Here is a 15301-nt window from a genome sequence, read left to right as displayed (position 1 = left end):
CAGAAATGATTGTCGGGTCGAATTCCGGCTTAGCGGACCAAGGTGTCCAGCAAGAACATAAATCAGGCGTGATGGGGAGCCTTGGCGGTGTCGACATGATGCGCCAGATCACTATGATCCTAGCCTTGGCCATTTGTTTAGCATTAGCCGTGTTTGTCATGATATGGGCCCAAGAACCTGAGTATCGTCCTTTGGGTAAAATGGAAACCCAGGAAATGGTGCAAGTACTCGATGTGCTTGATAAAAATAAGGTTAAGTATCAGATCGAAGTCGATGTGATCAAGGTACCCGAAGACAAATATCAAGAAGTCAAAATGATGCTAAGTCGCGCGGGTATCGATGGCGCCGCCTCAAGCAAAGATTTTTTAACCCAAGACAGTGGTTTTGGCGTCAGTCAAAGAATGGAGCAGGCGCGTCTTAAACACAGCCAAGAAGAAAATTTAGCCCGCGCAATTGAACAGTTACAGAGTGTCAGCCGTGCTAAGGTGATCCTCGCCTTGCCTAAGGAAAACGTCTTTGCCCGTAATACCTCTCAACCGAGCGCAACCGTTGTTATCAATACGCGCCGTGGTGGTTTAGGCCAAGGTGAAGTCGATGCGATTGTCGATATCGTTGCCTCTGCCGTACAAGGCTTAGAACCCTCCCGCGTGACTGTGACCGATTCAAATGGCCGCTTACTTAATTCTGGTAGTCAAGATGGTGTCTCAGCGAGGGCTCGCCGTGAACTCGAATTAGTTCAACAAAAAGAAGCCGAGTACCGTACTAAGATTGAATCGATTCTGGTGCCGATCCTAGGCCCTGAGAATTTTACCTCCCAGGTCGATGTCAGCATGGATTTTACTGCGGTAGAGCAAACGGCAAAACGCTTTAACCCAGACTTGCCCTCACTTCGCAGCGAAATGACAGTTGAAAATAATACCACTGGCGGGTCAAGTGGTGGCATTCCTGGCGCCTTATCGAATCAGCCGCCTATGGAGTCAAATATTCCTCAGGATGCAACCGCAGACGCAGGGACGACAGAAAGTGTCACCGCGGGCAATTCCCACCGTGAAGCGACTCGAAACTTTGAACTCGACACCACGATCAGCCACACCCGTCAGCAAATTGGTGTCGTGCGTCGCATCAGTGTGTCGGTTGCGGTCGATTTTAAACCCGGCGCCGCCGGTGAGAATGGCCAAGTGGCGCGGGTAGCTCGTACCGAACAAGAACTGACAAATATCCGCCGTTTATTAGAAGGTGCTGTTGGTTTCAGTACCCAGCGTGGCGATGTGTTAGAGGTTGTGACTGTGCCCTTTATGGACCAACTGGTCGAGGATGTACCCGCTCCAGAATTATGGGAGCAACCTTGGTTCTGGCGCGCGGTTAAATTGGGTGTGGGTGCTCTGGTTATCCTAGTGTTGATTTTGGCCGTGGTTCGTCCAATGTTAAAACGCTTAATCTACCCCGATAGCGTGAACATGCCAGAGGACTCAAGATTAGGTAACGAACTGGCGGAGATTGAAGATCAATACGCCGCCGATACCTTAGGTATGCTCAATACCAAAGATGCTGAATACAGTTATGCCGATGATGGCTCAATTCTTATCCCTAATCTTCATAAAGATGATGATATGATTAAAGCTATCCGCGCGCTTGTGGCGAATGAGCCCGAGCTTTCCACTCAAGTCGTGAAAAACTGGTTACAAGACAATGGCTGAGAATAAAACAAAAGAAGTCGCTGAGGTCCCAAGCTTTAATATAAAGGACATGAGCGGTATCGAAAAAACGGCAATCTTACTCTTAAGTCTGAGCGAAGCCGATGCCGCCTCTATCCTCAAGCACTTAGAACCTAAGCAAGTGCAGAAGGTGGGTATGGCCATGGCGGCAATGGAAGACTTTGGGCAAGAGAAAGTCATCGGCGTGCATAAGCTGTTTCTCGATGATATTCAAAAGTATTCCTCCATTGGTTTTAATAGCGAAGAGTTCGTTCGTAAGGCATTGACCGCGGCTTTAGGTGAAGACAAAGCCGGTAATTTGATTGAACAGATTATTATGGGCAGCGGTGCTAAGGGTCTAGATTCCCTCAAATGGATGGACGCGCGCCAAGTGGCCACTATTATCCAAAACGAACATCCGCAGATCCAAACCATTGTTTTATCTTATTTAGAGCCGGACCAGGCCGCAGAGATTTTTGGCCAATTCCCCGAGAATACCCGTTTAGACTTAATGATGCGCATTGCGAATCTTGAAGAAGTTCAGCCCGCAGCATTGCAGGAATTGAACGATATCATGGAGAAACAGTTCGCCGGTCAAGGTGGTGCACAGGCGGCGAAGATGGGTGGTTTAAAAGCAGCCGCCAACATTATGAACTACTTAGATACGGGTATCGAAAGCCAGTTAATGGAAACCATGCGCGAATCCGACGAGGAAATGGCGCAACAGATCCAAGATCTTATGTTCGTATTCGAAAACCTTATCGATGTGGACGACCGTGGCATTCAGACCTTACTGCGTGAAGTGCAGCAAGATGTGTTGATGAAGGCACTCAAGGGCACCGACGATCAGTTGAAGGAAAAAATTCTGGGCAATATGTCTAAACGTGCCGCCGAGCTACTGCGTGACGATCTCGAGGCGATGGGCCCAATCCGTATCAGCGAAGTGGAAATTGCCCAAAAAGAAATTTTGTCAATTGCCCGTCGTTTGAGTGATAGTGGTGAAATCATGTTAGGCGGTGGTGCTGGTGATGAGTTCCTCTAATCCGAGCGACAATAAATTGTCGAATAAGGTTGTCAGCGATACTGAAATCGAGTTTAGCCACTGGAACTTACCCGATGTCACTGAAGTTGAAGATGCTAGCGTCTCTAACTTATTTGGCTACTCGGGGCATCAGCATACTAAGCCTGAAACTGTTGAAATGGTTGCGCCGCCGACCATGGCCGAAATTGAGGAAATTCGGGCACAGGCTGAAGCCGAAGGATTTAATGAGGGTAAAACCCAAGGTTTTACCCAAGGGTTGGAGCAAGGAAGGCTTGAAGGATTAGAGCAGGGCCATAGTGAAGGATTTTCGCAGGGCCATGAACAGGGATTAGAAGCTGGGCTTGCCGAAGCTAAACATTTAATCAGTCGATTCGAAGGCTTATTAAGCCAGTTTGAAAAACCGTTACAACTGCTTGATGGGGATATTGAATTGTCCTTAATGACACTGACCATGGCACTGGCTAAATCTGTGATTGGGCATGAATTAAAGACTCACCCAGAACAGATTCTTTCGGCCCTGCGATTAGGGGTCGAATCCTTACCGATTAAAGAGCAGACCGTTACCATTCGTCTGCATCCGGATGATGTTACCTTAGTAGAGCAGCTGTACTCTAGCGCCCAACTGGCGCGCAATCAATGGCAACTTGAAGTCGATCCTGCGCTAAATGCGGGTGATTGCATTATCAGTAGTCAACGTTCGCTGGTGGACTTAAGCCTTTCATCTCGAATTGATGCCGTGTTTGAATCCCTTCGCAATCAACAGGCCCATGTCACTCACCAGCAGCAACAGCGACAAGAAGCGCTTGAGCAGGAAGACGCCGCTAAGGTGCTCCATGGCAGTGAGTCCGAAGCCTCTGGCGAAGCAGTAAGGGATACTGAAACCGAGACGCTCCAAGCCCATGGAGAGCAAGATGCAAAATCGTCGACACCAACTGCTGAATAAATTCCATCACTATATAGATAAAGTGCCGCCGTTTCGTGCTGTGGCAAGCGGCCAATTGGTTCGCGTGGTGGGCTTGACCTTAGAGGCGAGTGGTTGCCGTGCCCCTGTGGGCAGTCTGTGCTCTATCGAAACCATGGCAGGGGATCTGATTGCCGAAGTCGTTGGATTCGATGATGAATTACTCTATTTAATGCCTATCGAAGAATTACGCGGTGTTTTGCCCGGTGCACGGGTTGTGCCGCTGGGGGAGCAAACTGGGCTTAATGTTGGGCTCTCGCTATTAGGCCGCGTGCTCGATGGTAATGGCGTTCCCCTCGACGGACTCGGGGCGCTGCAAACCGATCAGCAGGCATCGAGGCACAGTGTATCGATTAACCCCTTATCGCGCCGCGCGATTACTGAGCCCCTCGACGTGGGTGTGCGCGCCATTAATGCCATGCTCACAGTTGGCAAAGGCCAACGTATGGGGCTGTTTGCGGGATCTGGTGTGGGTAAGAGCGTGCTCTTAGGCATGATGACCCGAGGCACCACGGCTGACATCATTGTGGTTGGATTAGTTGGCGAGCGGGGCCGTGAGGTTAAAGAATTTATCGAAGAAATCTTGGGTGAAAAGGGCCGAGCCCGCTCCGTTGTGGTGGCCGCACCCGCAGATACTTCGCCATTAATGCGACTTCGAGCCTGCGAAACCTCGACGCGGATCGCCGAATATTTTCGTGATCTTGGTTATAACGTATTGTTATTAATGGATAGTTTGACCCGCTATGCTCAGGCGCAGCGGGAAATTGCCTTAGCGGTAGGCGAGCCTCCAGCTACTAAAGGTTATCCGCCTTCGGTGTTTGCTAAATTGCCGCGTCTCGTTGAACGGGCAGGGAATGGCGGTCCTGGGCAGGGCTCAATCACGGCATTTTATACCGTATTAACCGAAGGTGATGACCAACAGGATCCGATTGCCGATGCATCACGGGCGATCCTCGATGGGCATATTGTGCTGTCGAGGGCGCTTGCCGATTCGGGACATTATCCTGCGATAGATATTGAGGCCTCCATCAGCCGGGTTGCTCCTATGGTTATCTCCAATGAACATCTCGAGGCAATGCGGCGTGTCAAACAAACCTATTCACTCTATCAGCAGAATCGGGATTTGATTTCTATCGGGGCCTACGCCCAGGGAAGCGATCCTCGGATCGATAATGCGATACGTCTGCAACCGGCGATGAATGCTTTCCTAAGGCAAACCATGCGCGATGCCTTTAGTTTTGCAGATAGCCAAGCCATGCTGGGGCAACTTGCCGCTCAATGTAAATAATCGAGGCCAAAATGGCGAACGCTGATCCCTTACTACTCGTCTTAAAATTAGCCAAGGATGCCGAAGAGCAAGCCGCATTATTGCTCAAAGCGGCACAATTGGAATGTCAAAAACGTCAGAATCAATTGGCGGCCCTAAACAACTATCGCTTAGATTATATGAAGCAGATGCAGTCCCAGCAGGGGCAAGCCATCAGTGCCAGTCATTACCATCAATTTCATCGTTTTATTCGCCAGATTGATGAGGCCATCGCGCAGCAGAATCGCGTTGTCGCCGATGGCGAAAAGCAGAAAAACTTTCGTCAGCAACATTGGTTAGAGAAGCAAAAGAAGCGTAAGGCGGTGGAGTTGCTGCTCGATAATAAAGAGAAGAAGCGCCAAGTACTCGAACTGAAAAAAGAACAAAAAATGACCGACGAATTTGCTTCCCAGCAGTTTTATCGCCGAAAACAGCAGCAACAGTAAGGTTAGCCCCAAATCATTGGCCCTAGTTAAGTGCCATTTCAGGATATCGGTGCCGTGCCAGCGCGCGGCAATTTCAAATGACCAGTCGTGAACTGGCGTTACAAAAAACTCACCTTAGGGTTATACCCATCCTCTAATCACTTAATTGGCACCTTATTTGCTTGATTGTCATTAATCTCACTGTAACCGCAGCATAAATTGACGTATTACCCTGGCATTTCTATTTTCCTATGGGGTGATATTGGAGAGCGAATATGCAACAAATGACGAATATTTTATTAGCAAAGTCTGGGCTAAATGGCACGAGTTCGAGCAAGACATTAACTCAAGATATTAATAGTGAAGACTTTTCTGCAGCATTAGCCTCCGTTAGTTCGACGTCTTCCAAAGCGATTAAATCTTCCACATCATCGGAACTGGAGGCTGCACCCACCAAAGTGGAGACGGCAAATGATGCACAGCCAGATGATGAAAAGGATATTAATTTAATTTTTGCCCAGATTGACATGGCAAGTGAAATGAAAAAAGCGGCAGCTCAGGGCGATAACTTGCCGCCTGCTGTGGCTGGTGAGCAAAATATTGACGCCGAAGTTATAGAGGCGGCTTGCTATGTGACTATGGTGGGCTCCCTTGGGAACAGCTTAAATCCATCCGATGCTGACTTAGATGCTGACTCAGGTATTGACGCTGATATGAGTGCTGCGAGTGGCGATGGTGAAAGTGATTTAGTTAAAGGCGACTTAGTTACAGGTGATTTAGCAAAAGGCGACTCAGTAAAAAGTGATTTAGTTAAAGGCGACTTAGCAAAAACAGATTTTTCCGCAGAATTACTCAAGTTATCCGAGGCCGCCCCTGCGACTCTGGATAGTTCTGATGTGAGTGACAAATCCCTCTTAAATACTGGCGCCTCAGCGGTGGCAATGTCGACAGATGAAATCGCTGTGACAGGACAATCCGTCCAGCAGGGTAAAGTGTCAGAGTTTAGCGCTGCGGCGTTAAATGCTGGAGAACAAAATCGCAGCGGGGCACTGTCGCCCCAAGGCGCAGCTGACATGACTGAAGAGGCTAGCGCGGGTCTGACTAACCAAGGAAATTTACAAGCTAAAAAGCCTCAGAGTGTGAATGCTTTACCGACTCAAGGTGAAAATTCCAGCGCTAATAGAGGGCAGGGAAGCATAAATCAAGATGCAGGCTTAGATGAAGCAAAACTAAAAAACAAAGGGTTAGATGGAAAGGGTTTTCGTATCTTACCCATAGAGGACGACAGATTTAATGTGACGTCAGTTGAAGCAAAACTGAATGGTTCGACAGGTGCACAAGCTGGTGGCGATCTTGCTTCATCTTCGCAGTTTATTGTGAATGCGAGTGCTGCCGCGGGTAGTCGTGTAAGCAATGTTAACCAAGACATCGGCATAAAACCGCTGACGACAGATGTATCAACTCAGCCGCTAAATATTTTAGGAACAGAGCCGAGCAATGGAGAGCAGGCCGAAGATGTAACCGCAAATGCTGACATTAAGGCAGGGCTGATACTCAAAGATGCTAAGTTGGCGGTCACACTTGATACGCGTCAAGAGACAACATTATTGAATAGGGCTGAAGAGGATACGGCATCCACAATAGAGCTTAAGCCTACTGAGTTTAAATCTGTGTCGACACTTGCTTCAACGGCAGGGCAGGCGCAGATTAACCGTCAAGATCCGCAGCAAGTACAGCTTTCTTTGCGTCAGGGTGTTGAGACTCAAAATCAGATGCAGGAGATGATCCAACGCTTCTCCCCCGTGATGAAGCAGCAATTAGTGACTATGGTGAGTCAAGGTATTCAACATGCCGAAATTCGCCTCGATCCACCCGAGTTGGGCCATATGCTAGTGAAAATCCAAGTGCATGGCGATCAGACTCAAGTTCAGTTCCACGTGACCCAGTCTCAAACCCGCGATGTGATTGAACAGGCTATCCCTCGTTTACGGGAATTGCTACAGGAACAGGGGATGCAACTTGCCGATAGCCATGTCTCCCAAGGGGATCAGGGTCAGCGCCGCGAGGGCAGTTTTGGTGAAGGTGGCGGCTCCGGGGGCGCGAATGTGGATGATTTCTCGGCAGAAGAGTTAGATTTAGGGTTAAATCAAGCAACTAGTTTAAATTCAGGTATAGATTATTACGCTTAAGCAGGTAACCTATAGCGTTAGAGATGGTTGTGACATTTTTGTCACTCGATATAGACAATGCTTAAGCCTAACCTAAAGAGTACTGTAATGGCCAAGGAAGAATCGTTAGAACTTGAAAACACCGACGCCCCTAAAAGTAAGAGAAAACTTTTTATTTTCATTGGCGCAGGTGTGTTTGCCGCCCTGTTAATTGGCACTGCATTATGGTTTTTTATGGGCAGCAGTGGGGATGAAGCTCAAAGTGCTCCGGCAGAAGGCGCGCAGACAGAGACGCCTGCGGTAACGGGTGAGGCTGCAATGGCATCCTATGTACCTATGCCCCGTCCATTTTTATTCAATTTACCTGGACCTGACCGTTCTCGCCTCGTTGAAATTAAAGTTCAACTGATGGTGAGGGGCGCTGATGATGTGTTGACGCAAAAACACATTCCATTAATTGAAGATGCACTGCTGACAACCTTCAGTGGTGCCGATGTGCAAAAGTTAAGTACGCAGGCGGGTAAGGATGAACTGCGTCAGTTAGCACTCCTTAGCGTTCAAAATACCCTGCAATCGGTCACTGGGCGTAAGGTCGTTGAAAAAGTGCTATTTACAGGTTTTGTGATGCAATAATTTTTTATCTTCAGCACCTAAAGAGGCGAAGGCAATACAGTGAGTGATTTATTAAGCCAAGACGAAATTGATGCGCTACTGCACGGGGTCGATGACGTCGATGAGGATGATGAGCTTGATGCCGCTGGGCAGGATGCTCGCTCCTACGACTTTTCCTCCCAAGACCGTATCGTCCGTGGGCGAATGCCTACGCTGGAGATAGTGAACGAGCGCTTTGCACGTCACCTACGTATTAGCATGTTCAATATGATGCGCCGCGCGGCAGAAGTGTCGATTAACGGCGTGCAAATGCTTAAGTTTGGTGAGTACGTACATACGTTATTCGTGCCAACCAGTTTGAACATGGTGCGCTTTAGCCCCCTTAAAGGGACGGCACTTATTACCATGGAAGCCCGACTGGTCTTTATCCTAGTGGATAACTTTTTTGGTGGTGATGGCCGTTTTCATGCCAAGATTGAAGGGCGGGAATTTACCCCGACCGAGCGGCGTATTGTGCAGTTGCTTTTAAAAATTATCTTTGAAGATTATAAAGATGCCTGGGCACCAGTGATGGACGTCGAGTTTGATTATTTAGACTCTGAAGTTAACCCAGCCATGGCAAACATCGTCAGTCCAACCGAAGTGGTGGTCATTAACTCCTTCCATATTGAGGTGGATGGTGGCGGTGGTGACTTCCATATCACTATGCCTTATTCGATGATTGAACCCATCCGCGAGCTACTCGATGCTGGTGTGCAAAGCGATAAGCAAGATACCGATATGCGTTGGTCGCAGGCGCTGCATGATGAGATCATGGACGTGAAAGTGGGCTTCGATGCGAGCATTGTTGAGCATGAGTTGACGCTCAAAGAAGTGATGAACTTTAAAGCTGGTGATATTATTCCGATTGAGTTACCGGAATATATTATGATGAAAATCGAAGACTTACCTACTTACCGCTGTAAAATGGGCCGCTCACGGGATAATCTAGCACTCAAAATCTGTGAAAAGATCCCCCGTCCAGAAACGGTGAAATCCGAACTCCAATTAGTGACGCGTAAAGGCAAATCTAGAGATATATCAGAATTATAAGGTGAAGTGAGATGAGTACAGAAGATACGGGTGATGATTGGGCAGCAGCTATGGCTGAGCAAGCGCTAGAGGAAGCCAATGCGATTGCGCTCGATGAGTTGGTCGATGATTCTCAACCTATAAGTAAAGCCGAGGCGGCTAAGCTAGACACTATCTTAGATATTCCTGTGACGATTTCGATGGAGGTAGGGCGTAGCTTCATCAGTATTCGTAATCTGTTACAGCTTAACCAAGGTTCTGTGGTCGAATTGGACCGTGTCGCGGGTGAGCCTTTGGATGTGATGGTCAACGGTACACTTATCGCCCATGGTGAAGTCGTCGTAGTGAACGATAAATTTGGTATTCGTTTAACGGATGTCATCAGCCAAACCGAGCGTATTAAAAAGCTTAAATAATAGACGCTAGACTAGTTGGAACGAGAGATGAGCACATCGGTAATACTGAGTTTAGTGTCTGCTACTCAGGCGGGGGTGACCGCCGTCGCCAATAAAGGTGCAGAGGCAACCGTTGCAGCCACGGCCAAGGTTTCTGAGCCGTCGCAACTCGCCTCTGCTGCCAGTATGCTCGGTGGTTTGATTCTCGTCCTGCTGCTTATCTTCGCCTTGGCCTATTTGCTAAGGCGATTTAATTTAGTCCCTACACACAATAATGTGCTTAAAACCCTTGCCGTGACCTCCCTTGGGCAAAAAGAGCGGCTGGTACTGGTGCAAGTTGGTGAGCAGCAGTATTTGTTGGGCGTTAGCGCACAACAAGTGAATTTAATTGATAAATTAGCAGAACCTATTCAAATTGAGTCGGCATCCTTTGCGGACAAGCTACGGCAGGCGAAATTAAAACAATGATGAAGTTCATCCTCAGCTTAATCGGACTTAGTACACTTTTATTTGCCGTATCGGCGGGTGCTGCCGATGGTGTTCTGCCTGCGGTTACAGTCAAAACGGCGGCCGATGGTTCGACCGAATACTCAGTGACTATGCAGATCCTGCTGTTAATGACCTCGCTGAGTTTTTTACCGGCTATGGTCATTATGCTGACATCCTTTACCCGCATTATCGTTGTACTGTCAATTTTGCGCCAAGCGATTGGGTTGCAGCAGACGCCGTCTAATCAAGTGCTGATTGGTATGAGTCTATTTATGACCTTTTTTATCATGGCGCCCGTGTTTGATAAAATTTATGATCAAGGTGTTAAACCCTATATCGATGAGCAACTTACGTTGCAACAGGCCTTCGATAAGGGTAAGGAGCCACTGCGGGCTTTCATGTTGGGGCAAGTACGGACAACGGATTTAAAAACCTTTATTGAAATTTCAGGTTATCAGAACATTAACTCCCCTGAAGAAGCGCCCATGAGTGTGTTAGTGCCCGCTTTTATCACCAGCGAGCTTAAAACCGCTTTTCAAATTGGCTTTATGCTCTTCGTGCCGTTTTTGGTATTAGATCTTGTCGTTGCCAGCATCTTGATGGCCATGGGGATGATGATGCTATCGCCTATGATAGTGTCATTGCCCTTTAAAATTATGTTGTTTGTGCTCGTCGATGGTTGGGGACTCGTCATGGGAACCCTAGCCAACAGTTTCGGTTAGACGAGTGGGGAAGCCACTATGACTCCAGAAGCACTAGTTGATATCTTCCGTGAAGCCTTGGCCGTCATTGTATTGATGGTCTCCGCTATTGTGTTACCTGGGCTGGGTATTGGCCTAATTGTTGCCGTGTTTCAAGCCGCAACCTCGATTAACGAACAAACCTTAAGCTTTCTGCCTCGCTTGTTGGTGACCTTATTTGCGCTGATGTTTTTAGGACACTGGTTAGTGCAAACGCTAGTGGACTTTTTTCTTGAGATGGTTAACCGCATTCCTCAAGTGATAGGTTAAGCCGATGGAGCTGCTGCTCGATACCTTAATGCAAACCATCGCCTCTTATATGTGGCCGTTATTTCGGGTCGCAAGCATGTTGATGGTGATGGTGGTATTTGGGGCGGCAACTACGCCGGCCCGAGTGCGTCTACTGCTTGCCATGGCGATTACCTTTGCGATAGCGCCTGTTTTGCCCCCAGTTGAAAATGCGGACTTATTTTCCTTAAGTGCAGTGTTTATTACCGCGCAGCAGATTATTATTGGTGTCGCCATGGGGTTTGTGACGCAAATGCTGATGCAAACCTTTGTGCTAACCGGGCAAATTATTGGTATGCAAACCAGCTTAGGTTTTGCCTCTATGGTCGATCCGGGTTCTGGGCAACAGACCCCTGTGATTGGTAACTTTTTCCTGCTGCTTTCCACTTTGATTTTCCTCGCCGTCGATGGCCATTTACTGATGATCCGCATGTTGGTGGCCAGTTTTGATACCTTGCCAATTTCGAACCAAGGGTTAACGCTCACTAGCTACCGAGCCTTAGCCGATTGGGGTTCCTATATGTTTGGTGCTGCCTTGACTATGTCAATCTCGGCGATCATTGCTCTGCTACTCGTTAACCTGTCTTTCGGGGTGATGACTCGGGCGGCGCCACAGTTGAATATTTTTTCTATTGGTTTTCCAATCACTATGATTGGGGGGCTACTGATCCTCTGGTTAACCCTGACGCCCGTTATGGCGCATTTCGATGAGGTATGGATAGCGGCACAGCTTTTGCTTTGTGATGTATTGGGACTTCAGTGTCAAGCCGACGGTTTGCATTAACATGATGGGAGTACTCGATGGCAGAAGAAAGTAGCGGCGAGCGCAGCGAGGAACCCACAGGGAGGCGCCTCGAACAGGCGCGGGAAAAAGGACAGATTGCTCGCTCTAAGGAGCTAGGTACAGCCACTGTGTTACTGTCGGCTGCAACGGGTTTTTATATGTTAGGGCCCGAAATTGCTACGGCACTTGTCCGCGTGTTTGAGCGGGTGTTTACCATGGATCGTGCTCAGATTTACGATACAAACCATATGTTTAATGTCTGGGGCGTCGTTGCTGGGGAAATCGCTTGGCCCATGCTGCAAATCATGCTGCTGATTGTGGTGGTGGCCTTTATGGGGAATGTCGCCCTCGGTGGGATGAATTTCTCAACCCAAGCTATGATGCCCAAAGCCAGCAAAATGAGTCCTATCGCCGGCTTTAAACGCATGTTTGGGGTACAGGCTTTGGTTGAACTGACCAAAGGCATCGCCAAATTTTCTGTGGTGGCTATCGCAGCCTATTTACTCTTAAGCCATTACTTTAACGACATTTTGCTGTTATCCAGCGATCATCTTCCTGGAAATGTGTACCATGCGCTAGATCTATTGGTGTGGATGTTTATCTTGCTCTGCTCCTCGGTGTTACTGATAGTAGCCATCGATGTTCCATTCCAAATTTGGAACCATAACAAACAGTTAAAGATGACCAAACAGGAAGTGAAGGACGAATACAAAGACACTGAAGGTAAGCCTGAGGTCAAAGGCCGGGTACGTCAAATGCAGCGTGAATTAGCTCAGCGCCGTATGATGGCTGAAGTGCCTAATGCCGATGTAATAGTCGTGAACCCTGAACATTATGCCGTGGCGGTAAAATACGATGTAACCCGTTCCGCCGCGCCCTTTGTGATTGCAAAGGGAGTGGATGATGTGGCCTTTAAAATTCGTGAAATTGCCCGGGCACATAACATTGCAATTGTATCCGCGCCGCCGCTGGCGAGGGCCATTTACCATACCACTAAGCTAGATCAACAAATCCCCGAGGGCTTGTTTACCGCTGTGGCACAGGTGTTAGCCTATGTATTCCAGTTGCGCCAGTATCAAAAAGGTCGAGGCCGTAAACCTATCCCCATCCCATTGAATCAGCCCATACCCGATGAGCTGAAATATTGACCCTTCAAACTATGTTTGCCTTATTGGCGTGATTTTTGCTTTTGTGCTGTTATACGTCAAAGTTTAGGTAACAGTGAATGGATGTTAAAGCGACTCTAGGTCAAGTTAAGCAGGTGAAGCTCAGCTCTTTCAAAGGCATAGGTACGCCTATGTTAGTGCTTGCAGCATTAGCTATGATTGTACTGCCTATCCCGCCATTCTTACTCGACGTTTTATTTTCCTTTAACATTGCGCTCGCATTGATTGTCTTGCTAGTGGCAATTTATACCGATAGACCCTTAGATTTCGCTGCTTTTCCAACAGTACTCTTAGTGGCCACCCTGTTACGTCTCGCCCTTAACGTGGCTTCTACCCGTGTAGTGTTGCTCGAAGGTCATAATGGGGGAGATGCTGCGGGTAAAGTGATTGAGGCCTTCGGTTCCGTAGTGATTGGTGGTAACTATGCCGTCGGTTTAGTTGTATTTATCATTTTGATTGTTATCAACTTTGCGGTGGTGACTAAGGGTGCTGGTCGTATTGCTGAAGTGAGTGCCCGCTTCACTTTAGATGCGATGCCCGGTAAGCAAATGGCCATCGATGCCGATCTCAATGCGGGGACATTAAACCAAGAACAAGCCAGATTGCGCCGCGCGGAAGTCACCCGAGAAGCCGACTTTTATGGAGCGATGGACGGTGCCTCAAAATTTGTTAAGGGGGATGCGATAGCCGGGATTATGATCCTCGTTATTAACATTCTCGGTGGTTTTATCATTGGTATCGTTCAGCATGGTTTAAGTTTTTCACAGGCCGTTGAAATTTATACCTTACTTACCATAGGTGATGGCCTAGTCGCACAGATCCCTGGTCTCTTACTCTCTATTGCCGCCGCCCTAATGGTGACCCGTCAAAATGAATCCGGCGATATGGGTCAAATGCTGATGAGTCAGATGTTTGACAGTCATAAGTCATTAGGTATCGCAGCGGGTGTGTTATTTGTGATGGGGATAGTGCCTGGCATGCCCCATATGGCATTTTTAAGCTTTGCGGTTATCACCGCCGGTGCGGCCTATTTTGTGTTTAAGCGCAATGAAACCAAACGCCTAAAAGCGTTAGAGCAAGTTAAGTCCGGCCCAATTGAAAGACACGACAAGGAGCCAAAAGAGCTCAGCTGGGATGATGTACGCCATGTCGACACTATCGGCTTAGAGGTGGGGTATCGGTTAATTCCATTGGTAGATAAAGGCCAAGGTGGTGAATTACTGAGCCGTATCAAAGGTGTACGTAAAAAGTTGTCGCAGGAGCTGGGTTTTCTTGTCCCTGCGGTGCATATTCGCGATAACTTAGATCTATCACCTAATGCCTATCGTATCTCCCTGATGGGTGTGGTGGTTGGCGAGGCGGAAATTCGCCATGACTGCGAGTTAGCCATCAACCCAGGTCAGGTTTATGGCAAGCTCGATGGCATTGAAACCCGCGATCCCGCCTTTGGACTCGAAGCGGTATGGATTGCGCCAGAACTGCGTGAACATGCGCAAACCTTAGGTTATACCGTGGTGGATGCTGCGACAGTGGTCGCGACCCATATCAGCCAATTACTGACGAATAATGCGGCAAAACTGCTCGGTTACGAAGAAGTGCAACAACTGATGGATATGCTAGCCAAACATTCGCCTAAGTTAGTGGATGGCTTTATTCCCGATGTTATGCCGCTGGGTAGTGTCGTAAAAGTGATGCAAAACCTATTAAATGAAGGAGTTTCGGTCAGAGACTTGCGTACCATAGTGCAAACTTTGTTAGAATACGGCACTAAGAGTAATGATACCGAGGTATTAACCGCGGCAGTTCGTATTGCATTGAAGCGCATGATAGTCCAAGAGATCTCTGGCCCTGAACTCGAAATCCCCGTCATAACTTTGGCGCCAGAGTTGGAACAGATGTTGCATCAGTCAATGCAAGCAACCGGTGGTGATGGTCCAAATATTGAACCCGGTCTTGCCGAGCGTATGCAGCAGTCCTTAGCCGATGCAGCTCAAAGGCAAGAAATGGTCGGACAACCCGCCATATTGCTAACGTCTGGTATGTTACGCGCAACCTTATCGCGCTTTGTTAAACATACTATTCCTAATCTCAGAGTGATTTCTTACCAAGAAATCCCCGATGAAAAGCAAATACGCATCGTATCTGCCGTCGGCCAGTAGA

At 48.1% G+C, this 15301-nt stretch carries 15 protein-coding genes; all 15 read left to right on the top strand.

Going from position 1 to position 15301, the window contains the following annotated elements; genetic code table 11:
• Positions 1–5: 5 nt before the first annotated feature.
• Positions 6–1697 carry a flagellar basal-body MS-ring/collar protein FliF gene (gene fliF, locus JFT56_RS13155; RefSeq protein WP_198783573.1) on the top strand — a complete coding sequence of 564 codons (1692 nt, stop codon included), beginning with the start codon at positions 6–8 and terminating at the stop codon, positions 1695–1697.
• On the top strand, positions 1690–2736 hold the full coding sequence (gene fliG / locus JFT56_RS13150) for a flagellar motor switch protein FliG (protein ID WP_198780519.1): 1047 nt from the start codon (positions 1690–1692) through the stop codon (positions 2734–2736). The genes fliF and fliG overlap by 8 nt, the downstream gene beginning before the upstream one ends.
• The gene (fliH, locus tag JFT56_RS13145; RefSeq protein ID WP_198780518.1) at positions 2723–3679 is read left to right on the top strand and encodes a flagellar assembly protein FliH; all 957 of its coding nucleotides are present in this window, start codon (positions 2723–2725) and stop codon (positions 3677–3679) included. Before fliG ends, fliH begins: the two co-directional genes overlap by 14 nt.
• A complete protein-coding gene (gene fliI / locus JFT56_RS13140; RefSeq protein WP_198780517.1) occupies positions 3648–4985 on the top strand; it encodes a flagellar protein export ATPase FliI in 1338 nt (445 codons plus the stop codon). The genes fliH and fliI overlap by 32 nt, the downstream gene beginning before the upstream one ends.
• A gap of 11 nt (positions 4986–4996) precedes the next feature.
• A complete protein-coding gene (fliJ, locus tag JFT56_RS13135; RefSeq protein ID WP_198780516.1) occupies positions 4997–5449 on the top strand; it encodes a flagellar export protein FliJ in 453 nt (150 codons plus the stop codon).
• 254 nt (positions 5450–5703) lie between these two features.
• Positions 5704–7617: a flagellar hook-length control protein FliK gene (locus JFT56_RS13130; protein ID WP_198780515.1), complete on the top strand. Its 1914-nt coding sequence runs from the start codon at positions 5704–5706 to the stop codon at positions 7615–7617.
• A gap of 87 nt (positions 7618–7704) precedes the next feature.
• Entirely contained in the window at positions 7705–8229 is a 525-nt protein-coding gene (gene fliL / locus JFT56_RS13125) for a flagellar basal body-associated protein FliL (RefSeq protein WP_198780514.1), read from the top strand.
• A 39-nt stretch (positions 8230–8268) separates the two neighbouring features.
• Positions 8269–9300 carry a flagellar motor switch protein FliM gene (fliM, locus tag JFT56_RS13120; RefSeq protein ID WP_198780513.1) on the top strand — a complete coding sequence of 344 codons (1032 nt, stop codon included), beginning with the start codon at positions 8269–8271 and terminating at the stop codon, positions 9298–9300.
• An 11-nt stretch (positions 9301–9311) separates the two neighbouring features.
• Complete coding sequence (gene fliN, locus JFT56_RS13115; RefSeq protein WP_007649682.1) at positions 9312–9695, top strand: flagellar motor switch protein FliN; 384 nt, start codon at positions 9312–9314, stop codon at positions 9693–9695.
• A 27-nt stretch (positions 9696–9722) separates the two neighbouring features.
• Positions 9723–10142 (top strand): flagellar biosynthetic protein FliO, encoded by a 420-nt coding sequence (fliO, locus tag JFT56_RS13110; RefSeq protein WP_198780512.1) that lies wholly within the window; start codon positions 9723–9725, stop codon positions 10140–10142.
• Complete coding sequence (gene fliP, locus JFT56_RS13105) at positions 10139–10885, top strand: flagellar type III secretion system pore protein FliP (RefSeq protein WP_198780511.1); 747 nt, start codon at positions 10139–10141, stop codon at positions 10883–10885. The genes fliO and fliP overlap by 4 nt, the downstream gene beginning before the upstream one ends.
• 18 nt (positions 10886–10903) lie before the next feature.
• A complete protein-coding gene (fliQ, locus tag JFT56_RS13100) occupies positions 10904–11173 on the top strand; it encodes a flagellar biosynthesis protein FliQ (protein WP_198780510.1) in 270 nt (89 codons plus the stop codon).
• A 4-nt stretch (positions 11174–11177) separates the two neighbouring features.
• Entirely contained in the window at positions 11178–11975 is a 798-nt protein-coding gene (gene fliR, locus JFT56_RS13095; RefSeq protein WP_198780509.1) for a flagellar biosynthetic protein FliR, read from the top strand.
• A 17-nt stretch (positions 11976–11992) separates the two neighbouring features.
• On the top strand, positions 11993–13123 hold the full coding sequence (gene flhB / locus JFT56_RS13090) for a flagellar biosynthesis protein FlhB (protein ID WP_198780508.1): 1131 nt from the start codon (positions 11993–11995) through the stop codon (positions 13121–13123).
• Between the two features lie 77 nt (positions 13124–13200).
• Entirely contained in the window at positions 13201–15300 is a 2100-nt protein-coding gene (gene flhA, locus JFT56_RS13085; RefSeq protein WP_198780507.1) for a flagellar biosynthesis protein FlhA, read from the top strand.
• The last annotated feature ends 1 nt before the right edge of the window (position 15301 follow it).

The organism is Shewanella putrefaciens (genome assembly GCF_016406305.1).
GTDB classification, from domain to species: Bacteria; Pseudomonadota; Gammaproteobacteria; order Enterobacterales; family Shewanellaceae; genus Shewanella; species Shewanella putrefaciens_C.
The sequence above is the reverse complement of the archived record's forward strand: the minus strand, read 5'-3'. Positions and strand labels throughout refer to the sequence as shown.

Coding starts and splice junctions, on each gene's coding strand:
- fliG (WP_198780519.1), top strand. CDS start 1,690: ATGGCTGAGAATAAAACAAAAGAAGTCGCTGAGGTCCCAAGCTTTAAT.
- fliJ (WP_198780516.1), top strand. CDS start 4,997: ATGGCGAACGCTGATCCCTTACTACTCGTCTTAAAATTAGCCAAGGAT.
- fliI (WP_198780517.1), top strand. CDS start 3,648: ATGCAAAATCGTCGACACCAACTGCTGAATAAATTCCATCACTATATA.
- fliH (WP_198780518.1), top strand. CDS start 2,723: ATGAGTTCCTCTAATCCGAGCGACAATAAATTGTCGAATAAGGTTGTC.
- fliF (WP_198783573.1), top strand. CDS start 6: ATGATTGTCGGGTCGAATTCCGGCTTAGCGGACCAAGGTGTCCAGCAA.
- fliN (WP_007649682.1), top strand. CDS start 9,312: ATGAGTACAGAAGATACGGGTGATGATTGGGCAGCAGCTATGGCTGAG.
- fliP (WP_198780511.1), top strand. CDS start 10,139: ATGATGAAGTTCATCCTCAGCTTAATCGGACTTAGTACACTTTTATTT.
- flhA (WP_198780507.1), top strand. CDS start 13,201: ATGGATGTTAAAGCGACTCTAGGTCAAGTTAAGCAGGTGAAGCTCAGC.
- flhB (WP_198780508.1), top strand. CDS start 11,993: ATGGCAGAAGAAAGTAGCGGCGAGCGCAGCGAGGAACCCACAGGGAGG.
- fliL (WP_198780514.1), top strand. CDS start 7,705: ATGGCCAAGGAAGAATCGTTAGAACTTGAAAACACCGACGCCCCTAAA.
- fliO (WP_198780512.1), top strand. CDS start 9,723: ATGAGCACATCGGTAATACTGAGTTTAGTGTCTGCTACTCAGGCGGGG.
- fliQ (WP_198780510.1), top strand. CDS start 10,904: ATGACTCCAGAAGCACTAGTTGATATCTTCCGTGAAGCCTTGGCCGTC.
- JFT56_RS13130 (WP_198780515.1), top strand. CDS start 5,704: ATGCAACAAATGACGAATATTTTATTAGCAAAGTCTGGGCTAAATGGC.
- fliR (WP_198780509.1), top strand. CDS start 11,178: ATGGAGCTGCTGCTCGATACCTTAATGCAAACCATCGCCTCTTATATG.